At 60.7% G+C, this 13,986-nt stretch carries 15 protein-coding genes; 12 read left to right on the top strand and 3 right to left on the bottom strand.

The annotated features are described in order from the left end of the window. Positions 1–260: 260 nt before the first annotated feature. The 7 genes from hslV (at position 261) to HX869_RS00145 (ending at position 8,066) form a co-directional block, all read left to right on the top strand. Positions 261–791, top strand: a complete 531-nt coding sequence (hslV, locus tag HX869_RS00115; RefSeq protein ID WP_003209323.1) for an ATP-dependent protease subunit HslV — start codon at positions 261–263, stop codon at positions 789–791. 38 nt (positions 792–829) lie between these two features. After that, positions 830–2,167, top strand: coding sequence for an ATP-dependent protease ATPase subunit HslU (gene hslU / locus HX869_RS00120; RefSeq protein WP_003209321.1), 1,338 nt, complete (start codon positions 830–832; stop codon positions 2,165–2,167). A gap of 162 nt (positions 2,168–2,329) precedes the next feature. Then, positions 2,330–2,707 carry a gamma-butyrobetaine hydroxylase-like domain-containing protein gene (locus HX869_RS00125; RefSeq protein ID WP_003209319.1) on the top strand — a complete coding sequence of 126 codons (378 nt, stop codon included), beginning with the start codon at positions 2,330–2,332 and terminating at the stop codon, positions 2,705–2,707. 249 nt (positions 2,708–2,956) lie between these two features. After that, on the top strand, positions 2,957–4,636 hold the full coding sequence (phaC, locus tag HX869_RS00130) for a class II poly(R)-hydroxyalkanoic acid synthase (protein WP_003209318.1): 1,680 nt from the start codon (positions 2,957–2,959) through the stop codon (positions 4,634–4,636). Between the two features lie 152 nt (positions 4,637–4,788). Beyond that, a complete protein-coding gene (gene phaZ, locus HX869_RS00135; protein WP_003209316.1) occupies positions 4,789–5,634 on the top strand; it encodes a poly(3-hydroxyalkanoate) depolymerase in 846 nt (281 codons plus the stop codon). Between the two features lie 101 nt (positions 5,635–5,735). After that, complete coding sequence (gene phaC / locus HX869_RS00140; RefSeq protein ID WP_003209314.1) at positions 5,736–7,418, top strand: class II poly(R)-hydroxyalkanoic acid synthase; 1,683 nt, start codon at positions 5,736–5,738, stop codon at positions 7,416–7,418. 27 nt (positions 7,419–7,445) lie between these two features. After that, positions 7,446–8,066: a TetR/AcrR family transcriptional regulator gene (locus HX869_RS00145; protein ID WP_178902575.1), complete on the top strand. Its 621-nt coding sequence runs from the start codon at positions 7,446–7,448 to the stop codon at positions 8,064–8,066. Between the two features lie 171 nt (positions 8,067–8,237). On the opposite strand, the gene HX869_RS00150 is transcribed toward HX869_RS00145, so the two are convergent. From HX869_RS00150 to HX869_RS00160, 3 genes are all read right to left on the bottom strand, one after another. Beyond that, complete coding sequence (locus tag HX869_RS00150; RefSeq protein WP_178902576.1) at positions 8,238–9,245, bottom strand: phasin family protein; 1,008 nt, start codon at positions 9,243–9,245, stop codon at positions 8,238–8,240. Between the two features lie 12 nt (positions 9,246–9,257). Next, positions 9,258–9,680, bottom strand: coding sequence for a phasin family protein (locus HX869_RS00155; protein ID WP_003209309.1), 423 nt, complete (start codon positions 9,678–9,680; stop codon positions 9,258–9,260). 105 nt (positions 9,681–9,785) lie between these two features. After that, entirely contained in the window at positions 9,786–10,061 is a 276-nt protein-coding gene (locus HX869_RS00160) for a polyhydroxyalkanoic acid system family protein (RefSeq protein WP_008439272.1), read from the bottom strand. A 143-nt stretch (positions 10,062–10,204) separates the two neighbouring features. Here HX869_RS00160 and ubiE point away from each other — a divergent pair, with 143 nt between their 5' ends. Genes ubiE through HX869_RS00185 form a run of 5 tightly spaced genes read left to right on the top strand, consistent with a single transcriptional unit; the run spans position 10,205 to position 13,968 of the window. Continuing rightward, positions 10,205–10,975 carry a bifunctional demethylmenaquinone methyltransferase/2-methoxy-6-polyprenyl-1,4-benzoquinol methylase UbiE gene (ubiE, locus tag HX869_RS00165; RefSeq protein ID WP_003209306.1) on the top strand — a complete coding sequence of 257 codons (771 nt, stop codon included), beginning with the start codon at positions 10,205–10,207 and terminating at the stop codon, positions 10,973–10,975. Continuing rightward, complete coding sequence (locus HX869_RS00170) at positions 10,975–11,598, top strand: SCP2 domain-containing protein (RefSeq protein WP_003209304.1); 624 nt, start codon at positions 10,975–10,977, stop codon at positions 11,596–11,598. The genes ubiE and HX869_RS00170 overlap by 1 nt, the downstream gene beginning before the upstream one ends. Then, a complete protein-coding gene (gene ubiB / locus HX869_RS00175) occupies positions 11,595–13,199 on the top strand; it encodes a ubiquinone biosynthesis regulatory protein kinase UbiB (protein ID WP_087692911.1) in 1,605 nt (534 codons plus the stop codon). The genes HX869_RS00170 and ubiB overlap by 4 nt, the downstream gene beginning before the upstream one ends. A gap of 41 nt (positions 13,200–13,240) precedes the next feature. Further along, positions 13,241–13,633 carry a phosphoribosyl-AMP cyclohydrolase gene (gene hisI / locus HX869_RS00180; RefSeq protein ID WP_003209300.1) on the top strand — a complete coding sequence of 131 codons (393 nt, stop codon included), beginning with the start codon at positions 13,241–13,243 and terminating at the stop codon, positions 13,631–13,633. A 2-nt stretch (positions 13,634–13,635) separates the two neighbouring features. Continuing rightward, entirely contained in the window at positions 13,636–13,968 is a 333-nt protein-coding gene (locus tag HX869_RS00185; protein ID WP_003209299.1) for a phosphoribosyl-ATP diphosphatase, read from the top strand. Positions 13,969–13,986: the final 18 nt, after the last annotated feature.

Genomic DNA, 13,986 nt, shown 5'->3' on the forward strand with positions numbered 1-13,986 from the left:
CTGATTCCGGACACAGCTTCGGGGTAGTGTGGTGGCGGGCTTGTTCGGGATGGCGGTAGATCAGTCAATATTTAAGGTGACTGACACACCGCATTCGCGAGCAAGCCCGCTCCCACATTTGATTTTCATCGGCCTCAGGACCGAGTCCGACACATAAACACCACTCGTCCGCCCTCCCGTCCTACAGTTGAAATCCCCCCCGCCACCCCCATATGAGTTCCATCAGGGCATTTTCGCCCCGCAGCGTGGAGACTCTCCCCTTGACCACCATCGTTTCAGTTCGCCGCCACGGCAAAGTCGTCATGGGCGGCGACGGCCAGGTTTCACTTGGCAATACCGTGATGAAAGGCAACGCGAAAAAAGTCCGTCGCCTGTACCACGGCCAGGTCCTCGCCGGTTTTGCCGGCGCCACCGCTGACGCCTTTACCCTGTTCGAGCGCTTTGAAGGCCAACTTGAGAAGCACCAGGGCCATCTGGTCCGTGCCGCCGTCGAACTCGCCAAAGAATGGCGCACCGACCGCTCCCTCAGCCGCCTGGAAGCCATGTTGGCCGTCGCCAACAAAGACGCCTCGCTGATCATCACCGGCAACGGCGACGTGGTTGAACCCGAAGAAGGCCTGATCGCCATGGGTTCCGGCGGCGGTTACGCCCAGGCCGCTGCCAGCGCCCTGCTGAAGAAAACCGACCTGTCGGCCCGGGAAATCGTCGAGACGGCCCTGGGTATCGCTGGCGACATCTGTGTCTTCACCAACCACAACCTGACCATTGAGGAGCAGGACCTCGCCGAATAAGCCGCAGGCTTATTCCCGCTTGAGGACCGCCAATTACTATGTCCATGACTCCCCGCGAAATCGTCCATGAACTCAATCGCCATATCATCGGCCAGGACGATGCCAAGCGCGCCGTTGCCATCGCCCTGCGTAACCGCTGGCGCCGGATGCAACTGCCCGAAGAATTGCGCGTTGAAGTAACCCCGAAGAACATCCTGATGATCGGCCCGACCGGTGTCGGTAAAACCGAGATCGCCCGGCGCCTGGCCAAGCTGGCCAATGCTCCGTTCATCAAGGTCGAAGCCACCAAGTTCACCGAAGTGGGCTATGTGGGCCGTGACGTCGAGTCGATCATTCGTGACCTGGCCGACGCTGCCCTGAAGCTGCTGCGCGAACAGGAAATGACCAAGGTCAGCCATCGCGCCGAAGACGCCGCTGAAGAACGCATCCTCGACGCCTTGCTGCCACCGGCACGCATGGGCTTCAACGAAGACGCCGCGCCAAGCTCGGATTCCAATACCCGCCAGCTGTTCCGCAAGCGCCTGCGTGAAGGTCAGCTGGACGACAAGGAAATCGAGATCGAAGTCGCCGAAGTGTCCGGTGTCGACATCTCCGCACCGCCTGGCATGGAAGAAATGACCAGCCAGTTGCAGAACCTGTTCGCCAACATGGGCAAGGGCAAGAAGAAAAGCCGCAAGCTCAAGGTGAAGGAAGCGCTGAAACTGGTGCGTGACGAAGAGGCCGGGCGCCTGGTCAATGAGGAAGAACTCAAGGCCAAGGCCCTGGAAGCAGTCGAGCAGCACGGCATCGTGTTTATCGACGAGATCGACAAGGTGGCCAAGCGCGGCAATTCCGGCGGCGTCGACGTGTCCCGCGAAGGCGTGCAGCGCGACCTGCTGCCGCTGATCGAAGGCTGCACCGTCAACACCAAGCTGGGCATGGTCAAGACCGACCACATCCTGTTTATCGCGTCCGGTGCGTTCCACCTGAGCAAGCCAAGTGACCTGGTGCCGGAGCTGCAAGGCCGTCTGCCGATTCGCGTTGAGCTGAAAGCGCTGACGCCGGGCGACTTCGAACGCATCCTCAGCGAGCCCCACGCGTCGCTGACCGAGCAATACCGCGAGCTGCTGAAAACCGAAGGCCTGGGGATTGAGTTCCTGCCGGACGGTATCAAGCGTCTGGCGGAGATTGCCTGGCAGGTCAACGAGAAGACCGAGAACATCGGTGCCCGTCGCTTGCACACCCTGCTTGAGCGCCTGCTGGAGGAAGTGTCCTTCAGCGCCGGCGACATGGCGGGCGCGCAGAATGGCGTGGCAATCAAGATCGACGCCGACTACGTCAACAGCCACCTGGGCGAATTGGCGCAGAACGAAGATCTGTCTCGTTATATCCTGTAAGCTTCACGCAGGAACCGCTCTGCTTTAATGTGGGAGCGGGCTTGCTCGCGAATGCGGTGGGTCAGTCACAATTGCATGAACTGACCCACCGCATTCGCGAGCAAGCCCGCTCCCACAGTTTAAAGCCGGTTCCTTCAGGATCATCTCTGAGCGGTTCCCCAAATGACCAAACTGCCTACCGCCATCAACCTGCACAAAGCCTCCAGGACCCTGGGCCTCACCTACGGTCCCGACGAGGTGTATCAACTGCCCGCCGAATTCCTTCGCGTGCACTCCCCCTCCGCCGAGGTCCAGGGCCACGGCAAACCGATCCTGCAATTCGGCAAGCTCAATGTCGGCTTGACCAAGATCGAACCCGCCGGCCAATACGCACTGAAATTGACCTTCGACGATGGCCATGACAGCGGATTGTTCACCTGGGACTACCTCTATCAACTTGCCGTGCGTCAGGACGCGCTGTGGGCTGACTATCTTGCCGAGCTGAAAGCCGCCGGAAAAACCCGCGACCCGAGCCAGTCGGTCGTGCGGCTGATGCTCTAGCCCAGGCCTCTTGCTCATTAGTGGGCATTTTCTAATTCCATCTGCTTGAATGCCCCTCTGTCGTGGCCAACGATTGGCCCGCTTGCGAAAAAAATTAAACTCGGGTAACCAATGGAACTGGCAAGTTCCCTGCATTTGACGATGCGGTATTAACGGTCACCCGAGCAGTAGTACCAGGCTGTGCTGTGTGGCAAGTAGTGGTACACAGCGGTACCCGGTACTCGTCTGTCGGACAATGGAGCGTCGTAGATGAGTAACAAGAACAACGATGACTTGAAACGCCAGGCCTCGGAAAACACCCTGGGGCTGAACCCGATCATCGCGTTACGGAAAAAGGATTTACTGGCATCCGCTCGGATGGTGCTGACCCAGGCCATCAAACAACCGTTGCACAGCGTCAAGCATGTCGCCCATTTCGGCGTCGAATTGAAGAACGTGGTGTTCGGCAAATCACAGCTGACACCCGAGGCCGACGACCGTCGTTTCAACGACCCGGCGTGGACCCAGAACCCGCTCTACAAACGTTACCTGCAAACCTACCTGGCGTGGCGCAAGGAGCTGCACGACTGGATCGGTGACAGCAACCTGTCGGAACACGACATCAGCCGCGGCCACTTCGTCATCAACTTGATGACCGAAGCCATGGCGCCCACCAACAGCGCAGCCAACCCGGCGGCGGTCAAACGCTTCTTTGAAACCGGCGGCAAGAGCCTGCTGGATGGCCTGTCCCACCTGGCCAAGGACATGGTGCACAACGGCGGCATGCCGAGCCAGGTCAACATGGGCGCCTTTGAAGTGGGCAAGAGCCTGGGCACCACCGAAGGCGCCGTGGTGTTTCGCAACGATGTGCTGGAGCTGATCCAGTACCGGCCGATCACCGAGCAGGTGCACGAACGCCCGCTGCTGGTGGTGCCGCCGCAGATCAACAAGTTCTATGTATTCGACCTGAGCCCGGACAAGAGCCTGGCGCGCTTCTGCCTGCGCAATAACCAGCAGACGTTTATCGTCAGTTGGCGCAACCCGACCAAGGCCCAGCGCGAGTGGGGCCTGTCGACCTACATCGAGGCGCTGAAAGAAGCGGTGGATGTGGTGAGCGCGATCACCGGCAGCAAAGACATCAACATGCTCGGCGCCTGCTCCGGCGGCATCACCTGCACCGCCCTGCTGGGCCACTACGCGGCGCTGGGCGAGAAGAAGGTCAACGCCCTGACCCTGCTGGTGAGCGTGCTGGACACCACCCTGGACACCCAGGTGGCGTTGTTCGTCGACGAACAGACCCTGGAAGCAGCCAAGCGCCATTCCTACCAGGCCGGTGTGCTGGAAGGCCGCGACATGGCCAAGGTGTTTGCCTGGATGCGCCCCAATGACCTGATCTGGAACTACTGGGTCAACAACTACCTGCTGGGCAACGAGCCACCGGTGTTCGACATCCTGTTCTGGAACAACGACACCACCCGCTTGCCGGCCGCGTTCCATGGCGACCTGATCGAACTGTTCAAGAACAATCCCTTGGTGCGGGCCAATGCCCTGGAAGTGTGCGGCACGCCGATCGACCTGAAGCAGGTCACTGCCGATATTTATTCTTTGGCCGGCACCAACGACCACATCACACCGTGGCAGTCCTGCTACAAGTCGGCGCAGCTGTTTGGCGGCAAGGTGGAGTTTGTGCTGTCCAGCAGCGGGCATATCCAGAGCATTCTGAACCCGCCGGGCAATCCAAAATCGCGTTACCAGACCAGCGATACGATGCCGGGCAAGGCCCTGGACTGGCAGGAGAACGCCACCAAGCACACCGATTCGTGGTGGTTGCATTGGCAGGCGTGGCAGGCGGAGCGGTCGGGCAAGTTGAAGAAGGCGCCTGCGAACCTGGGCAACAAGACTTATGCAGCGGCGGAAGCGGCGCCGGGCACATACGTTCACGAAAGGTAGGCGGGAATGGGATCAAATGTGGGAGCTGGCTTGCCTGCGATGGCATCAACTCGGTGTGCCTGATACACCGTAGCGTCTGTATCGCAGGCAAGCCAGCTCCCACATTGACCGTGTTCCCGCAGGGAAATAGCGCCACTTTGCAGGGTAAGCCCATGCCGCAACCGTTCATCTTCCGTACCATCGACCTGGATGGCCAAGCCATCCGCACGGCGGTACGCCCGGGCAAGCCTCACTTGACGCCGCTGCTGATTTTCAATGGCATCGGCGCCAACCTTGAGCTGGTGTTTCCGTTCGTCCAGGCCCTGGACCCGGACCTGGAAGTGATTGCCTTTGATGTGCCAGGCGTCGGCGGCTCGTCGACCCCCAGCCGGCCTTATCGCTTTCCCGGCCTGGCCAAACTCACCGCGCGCATGCTCGATTACCTGGACTATGGCCAGGTCAACGCGGTGGGCGTTTCCTGGGGCGGCGCGCTGGCGCAGCAGTTCGCCTATGACTATCCGGAACGCTGCAAGAAGCTGATTCTGGCCGCCACCGCCGCCGGTGCCTTCATGGTGCCGGGCAAGCCGAAGGTCTTGTGGCTGATGGCCAGCCCCCGGCGTTATATCCAACCGTCCCACGTGGTGCGCATTGCACCGATGATCTACGGCGGCTCCTTCCGTCGGGATTCGAAACTGGCCGCCGAACACGCGAGCAAAGTGCGTTCGGCGGGCAAGCTGGGTTACTACTGGCAACTGTTCGCCGGGCTTGGCTGGACCAGCATCCACTGGCTGCACAAGATCAAGCAGCCGACCCTGGTGCTGGCCGGCGACGACGACCCGCTGATCCCGCTGATCAACATGCGTATGCTGGCCTGGCGTATTCCCAACGCCCAATTGCACATCATCGACGACGGCCATCTGTTCCTGATTACCCGGGCCGAGGCCGTGGCGCCGATCATCATGAAGTTTCTCCAGGAGGAACGCCTGAGGGCGGTGATTCACCCGCAACCCGCACTTTAGACGGCGGCGGTCAGGACGACCGCGCCGCGCAACTTGGCCAGAACCGACTATGGTTCTGAATTGGCGTGCTTGTTGATGGCTTGACGAAGGAGTGTTGGCGCATGCGAGAAAGACCCGTATCGAACCCGGTGCCCACACCCGCCGCGTTCATCAATATTGAAAGTGCGATCACCGGCCTGCGCGGCCGGGATTTGCTCTCGACCCTGCGCAGCGTCGCCGCACACGGCTTGCGCAATCCGGTGCACACCGCCCGCCACGCCCTGAAGTTGGGCGGGCAATTGGGCCGCGTGCTGCTCGGGGAAACGGTGCACGAGCCGAACCCGAAGGACAGCCGCTTCGCCGACCCGACCTGGCAGCTCAACCCGTTTTATCGGCGCAGCCTGCAAGCCTACCTGAGCTGGCAAAAACAGACCCGCCACTGGATCGACGACAGCAACCTCAGCGCCGACGACCGGGCGCGGGCGCACTTTGCCTTTGCCCTGCTCAACGATGCGGTGTCGCCATCCAACACCCTGCTCAACCCGCTGGCGATCAAGGAGCTGCTCAACTCCGGCGGCAACAGCGTGGTGCGTGGCGTCAGCAACCTGTTCGACGACCTGCTGCACAACAACGGCTTGCCGCGCCAGGTCACCAAGCAGGCCTTTGAAGTCGGCAAGACGGTGGCCACCACACCCGGTTCGGTGGTGTTTCGCAATGAACTGCTGGAGCTGATCCAGTACAAGCCCATGAGCGAAAAACAGTACGCCAAGCCGCTGCTGGTGGTGCCGCCGCAAATCAACAAGTACTACATTTTCGACCTGAGCCCGAACAACAGCTTCGTCCAGTTCGCCCTGAAAAATGGCCTGCAAGTGTTTATGGTCAGCTGGCGCAACCCGGATGTACGCCACCGCGAATGGGGCTTGTCCACCTACGTCGCGGCTTTGGAAGAAGCGCTGAACGTAACCCGCGCAATCACCGGCGCCCGTGAGGTCAACCTGATGGGCGCCTGCGCCGGTGGCCTGACCATCGCCGCGCTGCAAGGCCATCTGCAGGCCAAGCGCCAGCTGCGCCGCATCTCCAGCGCCAGCTACCTGGTGAGCCTGCTGGACAGCCAGATCGACAGCCCCGCCACCCTGTTCGCCGACGAACAGACGCTGGAAGCCGCCAAGCGCCGCTCTTACCAGCAAGGCGTACTCGACGGCCGGGACATGGCCAAGGTATTCGCCTGGATGCGTCCCAACGACCTGATCTGGAACTACTGGATCAACAATTACCTGCTGGGCAAGGAACCGCCGGCCTTCGACATCCTGTACTGGAACAACGACAACACCCGCCTGCCCGCCGCGCTGCACGGCGACTTGCTGGACTTCTTCAAGCACAACCCGCTGAGCCATCCCGGCGGCCTGGAGGTGTGCGGCACGCCCGTCGACTTACAGAAAGTCACGGTGGACAGTTTCAGCGTGGGCGGCATCAACGACCACATCACGCCGTGGGACGCGGTGTACCGCTCCACCCAGCTGCTGGGCGGCGACAAGCGCTTCATTCTGTCCAACAGCGGGCATGTCCAGAGCATCCTCAACCCGCCGGGCAACCCCAAGGCCAACTACGTCGAGAACCTCAAGCTGAGCAGCGACCCGCGCGCCTGGTACTACGACGCCAATCATGTCGAGGGCAGCTGGTGGCCCAACTGGCTGGCGTGGATCCAGCAGCGCTCCGGTGTACAGCGCGAAACACTGACCGCCCTGGGCAACCAGAATTACCCACCGATGGAAGCGGCGCCGGGCACCTATGTGCGAGTCCGCTGAGCCCCACGACGACTTTAAGAAGACTGGATGAAGACCCGCGACCGTATCCTTGAATGTGCCTTGCAGTTGTTCAACCACAAGGGCGAGCCGAACGTGTCGACCATGGAGGTGGCCAATGAAATGGGGATCAGCCCCGGCAATCTCTATTACCACTTCCATGGCAAGGAACCGTTGGTGCTCGGTCTGTTCGAGCGCTTTCAAAACGAATTGGCGCCGTTGCTCGATCCGCCGGAAGACGCACAACTGGCGGCCGAGGATTACTGGCTGTTCCTGCACCTGATCGTGGAGCGCATGGCGCACTATCGGTTTCTGTTCCAGGACCTGTCGAACCTGGCGGGCCGCTTGCCGAAACTGGCCAAGGGCATCCGCAACCTGCTGACGGCGCTCAAGCGCACGCTGGCCTCGTTGCTGGCCCGCCTCAAGACGGATGGGCAACTGGTCAGTGAAACCCAGGCGCTGGGGCAGTTGGTGGAACAGATCACCATGACCTTGCTGTTTTCCCTGGACTACCAGCGGATTCTCGACCGAGCAGGTGAGGTGCGGGTGGTGGTGTACCAGATCATGATGCTGGTGGCCCCGCATCTGCTGGTGCCGGCGAGGCTGGCGACAGAGAGGTTGGCGCTGCGCTACCTGGACGACGCGGACTAAAATGTGGGAGCGGGCTTGCTCGCGAAAGCGGAGTGTCAGTCAGCACATGTGTGACTGATCCACCGCTTTCGCGAGCAAGCCCGCTCCCACATTGGATTTGTGTTGTTCTGTAGATTCCATAAAAAACGCCCGACCTTCGCAGGCCGGGCGTTTTTATGTGTCCCGTAAAAATCAGGACTGACTGGTAGGCGTCGGGGTTGCCGGCGTTGCAGTCGGGGTAGCAGCAGGCGTCGGTGGCGTGACCGAGTTGGTCGCCGGCGCTGCAGTTGCAGGCTTGGCCGCTACCGCTGGCTTCGGCGCTGCTGGCTTTTTGGCTACGGCAGGCTTCTTCGCCGCAGCCGGTTTTGCAGCTGGCTTGGCCGCTGCAGGTTTTGCAGCCGCAGGCTTGGCGGCGGGTTTGGCAGCAACCGGCTTGGCTGCAGGTTTCGCAGCGGCTGGCTTGGCAGCAGGTTTGGCGGCAGCGGTTTTCGCCGCTGGCTTGGCTGCTGCTTTTGCTGCCGGCTTGGCTGCAGGTTTCGCCGCAGGTTTTGCAGCTGCTTTAGCGGCCACTGGTTTAGCGGCAGGCTTGGCGGCCGGTTTAGCCGCTGCGGTTTTCGCCGCAGGCTTGGCAGCCGGTTTTGCAGCAGCTTTGGCCGGCGCTTTGGCGGCTGGCTTGGCTGCCGGTTTGGCGGCGGCCTTGACCAGCGGTTTAGCGGCGGTTTTAGCAGCAGGCTTGGCCGCGGCAGTTTTTGCGGCAGGCTTGGCAGCCGGTTTAGCCGCTGCAGTTTTAGCCGCAACTGGCGCAGCTTTCAGGCCGGTGAGTTTTTCGATTTGTCTGGTCAAGGTATCGACCTTGCTGTGCAGCGCTTTCACTTCAGTACGGCTAGGTACGCCGAGTCGCGAAATGGCACTGTTCAGGCGCTTGTCAAAAGCCCCTTCCAGTTCGCCCCACTTGTCGCTGATACGTGATTTGGCAGAACCGGCGGAAGCCTTTGCCGCATCGACTTGTTTACCCACTGTGCTCTTGGTCAACTTCTCGGCCTTCTCGCCGTCCTTAACCAAAGTCTCGAAGTATTTACCGCCGTCACTGCTCACCTTCGAGTACACGCCTAAACCGGCCAGCCAGATCTTGCGGGAGTATTTTTCAACTTCCCCGATCCACGAGCTGCCTTCTTTATCAGTAGTCTTTTTACCAGCCATCCCGTTGTCTCCTTAGTGTTTACGCGCGACACGTTCGAGCAATGCCGTCAGCTCATCGAGCTTAGCAGAGAGTGTCTCCACGTCATGTTTAGACGGAATGCCGATCCGATTCAAGGCACTTCCAACACGACTATCAAAAGCGCTTTCAACTTTATCCAGTTGCACTTCGACTCGACCTTTGATGCCGAAGACTTCGCTCTTGACTTGATCAATCTGACTGTTGGCTGCATCAAGTTGTTCAATCACAACTTTTTTGCCTTTACTTTCAACATGTTGACCAGTCTTAACCAGCTCTTTGAAGTACTCGGCGCCCTCGCTTCCGACCTTGGCGTAAGCCCCCAAACCGGCCAGCCAGATCTTGCGGGCATAGGATTTAACGTCAGTCAGGGCGTTAGTTCCGGTAGCAATTTTTTTCTTCAAAATAACTTTGGCCATGGTGCACCTCACGCATAAAGGGGGGAGGAACTGCCCACAGAAGTTGGGGGCTTGGGCACAAAGTAGGCAGAAAAATTAGAATCGGCACCCTAAGAAGGTCGCAAATCAGGCCAGGGCTTTATCCAGTGCCTTCTCGATTTCGGACTTGATGGTGCCACTCATGGCCGACATCAACAGACCCAGCTCGACTTCAATCCGCAGGGAATCTTCCGCCACTTTCACGGTGCCTTTAACGCCCGAACGTTTGAGGTTCAGTGTGTCGCCGGCCCAGGAAGACTCCAGGCCATATTGCTCCTTGAGTTTGCTCGCCAACTTGTCGGCTTTTTCTCGGGCAGCGTCTTTGCCCAGTGTGTGGGCACGTTCAACCTGTATACGGGCCATTTGAATGACTCCTCGTTATAGAGACTTGTCGACCCGCCATGCGGCAAAAGGTCTCGGTGACCACCTATCTTACCTTCAGCCTTGCCAAGACAAAGCATGCCTTGGGGATTAGAATGCCCCCATTCTCTTTTGGTGACAGCGATATGACTGATCAGCGCAAAGGCAGCGATGCCGAACCCACCACTCACTTCGGCTTCAAGAACGTCCCGGAAAGCCAGAAAGCGGAAAAAGTCGCCGAGGTGTTCCACTCGGTCGCCGCCAAGTACGACTTGATGAACGACGTGCTCTCCGGCGGCATGCACCGCCTGTGGAAGCGCTTCACCATTGAGTTGTCGGGTGTACGCACCGGCAACCGTGTGCTGGATATCGCAGGCGGCACGGGCGACCTGGCCGCCAAGTTCTCCAAGCTGGTGGGCCCCACCGGGCAGGTGGTACTGGCCGACATCAACGGCTCGATGCTCAAGGTCGGTCGTGATCGCCTGCTGGACAAAGGTGTGGCGGGCAATATCGAGTTCGTCCAGGCCGACGCTGAAAAGCTGCCGTTCCCGGACAACCACTTCGACTGCGTGACCATCGCCTTCGGCCTGCGTAACGTGACCCACAAGGAAGACGCACTGCGCTCGATGCTGCGCGTACTCAAGCCCGGCGGTCGCCTGCTGGTGCTGGAGTTCTCCAAGCCGACCAACGCACTGATGTCCAAGGTCTACGACACCTACTCGTTCGCCTTCATGCCGTTGATGGGCAAGCTGATCACCAATGACGCCGAAAGCTACCGCTACCTGGCCGAATCGATCCGCATGCACCCGAACCAGGAAACCCTGAAGTCGATGATGGTAGAGGCCGGTTTCGACCGCGTGACCTACCACAACATGACCTCGGGCATCGTCGCCCTGCACCGCGGCATCAAGCCCTGATGCTGTTCGCAGGCCTTCTCGCCAGCGTCGAACACGGCCTCAACCGTGTACTGCGCCTGGACAGCACCGCCCTGGCACGGCTGGCGCACCTGAACGGCAGGATCATCGCCGTCGACTGCACCAGCCCCGCCTTGCAGCTGTTTATCCTGCCCAGCGATGAAGGCCTGTTGCTGGCGTCCCACTGGGCCGCCGACGCCGACTGCACCCTGCGTGCTTCCGGCTCAAGCCTGCTGCGCCTGGCCCTGAGCCGGGACAAGACGGCGATCCTCCACGGCCCGGACGTGGAACTTGAAGGCGACAGCGCGGTGCTGATGGACCTGGCCGCCGTGCTGCAAGACCTGGAACTGGACTGGGAATACGAGCTGTCACGTTGGCTCGGCCCGGTGGCCACCCAACTGATCAGCGGTCATCTGCGCAGCCGTACGCGCTGGTACCAGCAGGGTTTCGCCAGCCTGAACCAGAACCTCGCCGAATACCTGAGCGAAGAATCGCGCACCCTGGTCGGACAACGGGAAGCGGAAGCGCGCTTTCGCGAACTCGACCAGGCCAAACTCGACCTGGAACGACTTGAGGCGCGCTTCGAGCGCCTGAGCCGCTCCCTTGATTCAAGCGATAACGCATGAAGCTGCTCGCCGTCCGCCGTTTGTTTCGTATCCAGCGCGTCGTAATCCGCTACCGCCTCGATGACCTGCTGTTCGCCCTGCCGCTGCCGTGGTTTCTGCTGGCGGTGCGCTATGTGCTGCCGTGGCGCTGGTTCCCGCGCAAGACCCTCGAGCTGAGCCGTGGCGCGCGCCTGCGCCTGGCGTTGCAGGACCTGGGGCCGATCTTCATCAAGTTCGGGCAGATCCTCTCCACCCGCCGCGACCTGTTGCCCGAAGACATCGCCGACGAACTGATGCTGTTGCAGGACCGCGTGCCGCCGTTCGACTCGCAACTGGCAGTCACGCTGATTGAAGAACAGCTGGGCAAGAAGATCAGCGAAGTCTTCAGCCGCTTCGACATCGCGCCGCTGGCCTCGGCCTCGGTGGCCCAGGTGCATGCCGCGCAACTGAAAAGCGGCGAAGAAGTGGTGGTGAAGGTGATCCGCCCGGGCCTCAAGCCGATCATCGGCCAGGACCTGGCGTGGCTGTTCATCCTTGCCCGCGCCGCCGAGCGCTTTTCTGCCGATGCACGCCTGCTGCACCCGGTGGACGTGGTGCTGGACTACGAAAAAACCATCTACGACGAACTCGACCTGCTGCGCGAAGCGGCCAACGCCAGCCAGCTCAAGCGCAACTTCGAAGGCTCGCAGCTGCTGTACGTGCCGCAAGTCTATTGGGACTGGTGCCGCCCGAAAGTGCTGGTCATGGAGCGCATCTACGGCGTGCAGGTCACCGACCTCGCGACCCTGGCCGACCAGCGCACCGACATGAAGATGCTTGCCGAGCGCGGCGTGGAGATTTTCTTCACCCAAGTGTTCCGCGACAGCTTCTTCCACGCCGACATGCACCCCGGCAACATTTTCGTCAGCACCGTGAACCCGTGGAGCCCGCAGTACATTGCGATCGACTGCGGCATCGTCGGCAGCCTGACCCCGGAAGACCAGGATTACCTGGCGCGCAACCTGTTCGCTTTCTTCAAGCGTGATTACCGCCGCGTGGCGCAGTTGCACATCGATTCGGGCTGGGTGCCGGCCGAAACCAAGCTCAACGAATTCGAAGCGGCGATCCGCACTGTGTGCGAGCCGATCTTTGAAAAACCGTTAAAGGATATTTCCTTCGGTCAGGTGCTGATGCGTCTGTTCCAGACGGCGCGGCGCTTCAATATGGAAGTGCAGCCGCAGTTGGTACTGTTGCAAAAGACCCTGCTGAACATCGAAGGCCTGGGCCGCCAGCTGTACCCGGACCTCGACCTGTGGAACACCGCCCAGCCGTTCCTCGAGCGCTGGATGCGGGACCGTATCAGCCCGAAAACCCTGCTGGGCAACCTGCAAAGCCAGGTCGAGCAACTGCCGCACCTGGCTAACATGACCCGTGACCTGCTGGAGCGCATGTCCCAGCCCCACGCCCAGGACCCGGCACCGCCGTGGCACAAGCGCAAGGACGACTGGTTCCTGCGCCTGCTGGGCGCCGCGCACCTGGTGGGCGGTACGATACTGGCCGCCGGCGGGCCGTTGAATGAACTGGGCCACTGGCCGGCCGGCATCATGGTCGCGGTGGGCGTGTATCTGATCGTGCGTCGATAGCCAATCCGGTTATACACTGTCGCAAATTGCCGGAGCCGAAAATGAAAGACTGGCTGGACGAGATCAAGTGGGACAGTGACGGCCTGGTGCCGGCCATTGCCCAGGACTACAAGACCGGGCGCGTGCTGATGATGGCCTGGATGAACCGCGAGGCCCTGAGCCTGACCGCCGCCGAGAACCGCGCCATCTACTGGTCACGTTCCCGTGGCAAACTGTGGCGCAAGGGCGAAGAGTCCGGGCACGTGCAAACCCTGCATGAGATGCGCATCGACTGCGATGCCGATGTGGTGATCCTCAAGGTCGAGCAGATCGGCGATATCGCCTGTCACACCGGCCGTCACAGCTGCTTCTACCGCGTGTTCCAGAACGGCGAGTGGAAGACCGTCGAGCCCGTGCTCAAAGACCCGCACGCTATCTATTCGGCAGGACACTGAACATGAGCGATACCCTCAACCGTGTGGCCCAGGTGCTGGAAGACCGCAAAGGCGCGGACGCCGACAGCTCCTACGTCGCCAGCCTGTACCACAAGGGTCTGAACAAGATCCTGGAAAAACTCGGCGAAGAATCCGTCGAGACGATTATTGCGGCCAAGGACGCGCAAATCAGCGGCGACTGCAGCGACGTGATCTACGAAACTGCCGACTTGTGGTTCCACAGTCTGGTCATGCTCGCCCAACTGGGGCAGCATCCACAGGCAGTGCTTGATGAACTGGACCGTCGCTTCGGCTTGTCCGGGCATGCCGAAAAGGCCTCGCGCCCGTCCGCCTGACCAACTTTTACAGAGGAA

The organism is Pseudomonas sp. P7779, assembly GCF_013386315.1.
In the GTDB taxonomy this organism is placed as follows: Bacteria; Pseudomonadota; Gammaproteobacteria; order Pseudomonadales; family Pseudomonadaceae; genus Aquipseudomonas.

Excerpts from the sequence above, each read along its gene's own strand:
- phaZ (WP_003209316.1), top strand. The coding sequence starts at position 4,789 with ATGCCGCAACCGTTCATCTTCCGTACCATCGACCTGGATGGCCAAGCC.
- HX869_RS00185 (WP_003209299.1), top strand. The coding sequence starts at position 13,636 with ATGAGCGATACCCTCAACCGTGTGGCCCAGGTGCTGGAAGACCGCAAA.
- ubiE (WP_003209306.1), top strand. The coding sequence starts at position 10,205 with ATGACTGATCAGCGCAAAGGCAGCGATGCCGAACCCACCACTCACTTC.
- HX869_RS00160 (WP_008439272.1), bottom strand. The coding sequence starts at position 10,061 with ATGGCCCGTATACAGGTTGAACGTGCCCACACACTGGGCAAAGACGCT.
- ubiB (WP_087692911.1), top strand. The coding sequence starts at position 11,595 with ATGAAGCTGCTCGCCGTCCGCCGTTTGTTTCGTATCCAGCGCGTCGTA.
- phaC (WP_003209314.1), top strand. The coding sequence starts at position 5,736 with ATGCGAGAAAGACCCGTATCGAACCCGGTGCCCACACCCGCCGCGTTC.
- HX869_RS00145 (WP_178902575.1), top strand. The coding sequence starts at position 7,446 with ATGAAGACCCGCGACCGTATCCTTGAATGTGCCTTGCAGTTGTTCAAC.
- HX869_RS00125 (WP_003209319.1), top strand. The coding sequence starts at position 2,330 with ATGACCAAACTGCCTACCGCCATCAACCTGCACAAAGCCTCCAGGACC.
- hisI (WP_003209300.1), top strand. The coding sequence starts at position 13,241 with ATGAAAGACTGGCTGGACGAGATCAAGTGGGACAGTGACGGCCTGGTG.
- hslU (WP_003209321.1), top strand. The coding sequence starts at position 830 with ATGTCCATGACTCCCCGCGAAATCGTCCATGAACTCAATCGCCATATC.
- HX869_RS00155 (WP_003209309.1), bottom strand. The coding sequence starts at position 9,680 with ATGGCCAAAGTTATTTTGAAGAAAAAAATTGCTACCGGAACTAACGCC.
- HX869_RS00170 (WP_003209304.1), top strand. The coding sequence starts at position 10,975 with ATGCTGTTCGCAGGCCTTCTCGCCAGCGTCGAACACGGCCTCAACCGT.
- phaC (WP_003209318.1), top strand. The coding sequence starts at position 2,957 with ATGAGTAACAAGAACAACGATGACTTGAAACGCCAGGCCTCGGAAAAC.
- HX869_RS00150 (WP_178902576.1), bottom strand. The coding sequence starts at position 9,245 with ATGGCTGGTAAAAAGACTACTGATAAAGAAGGCAGCTCGTGGATCGGG.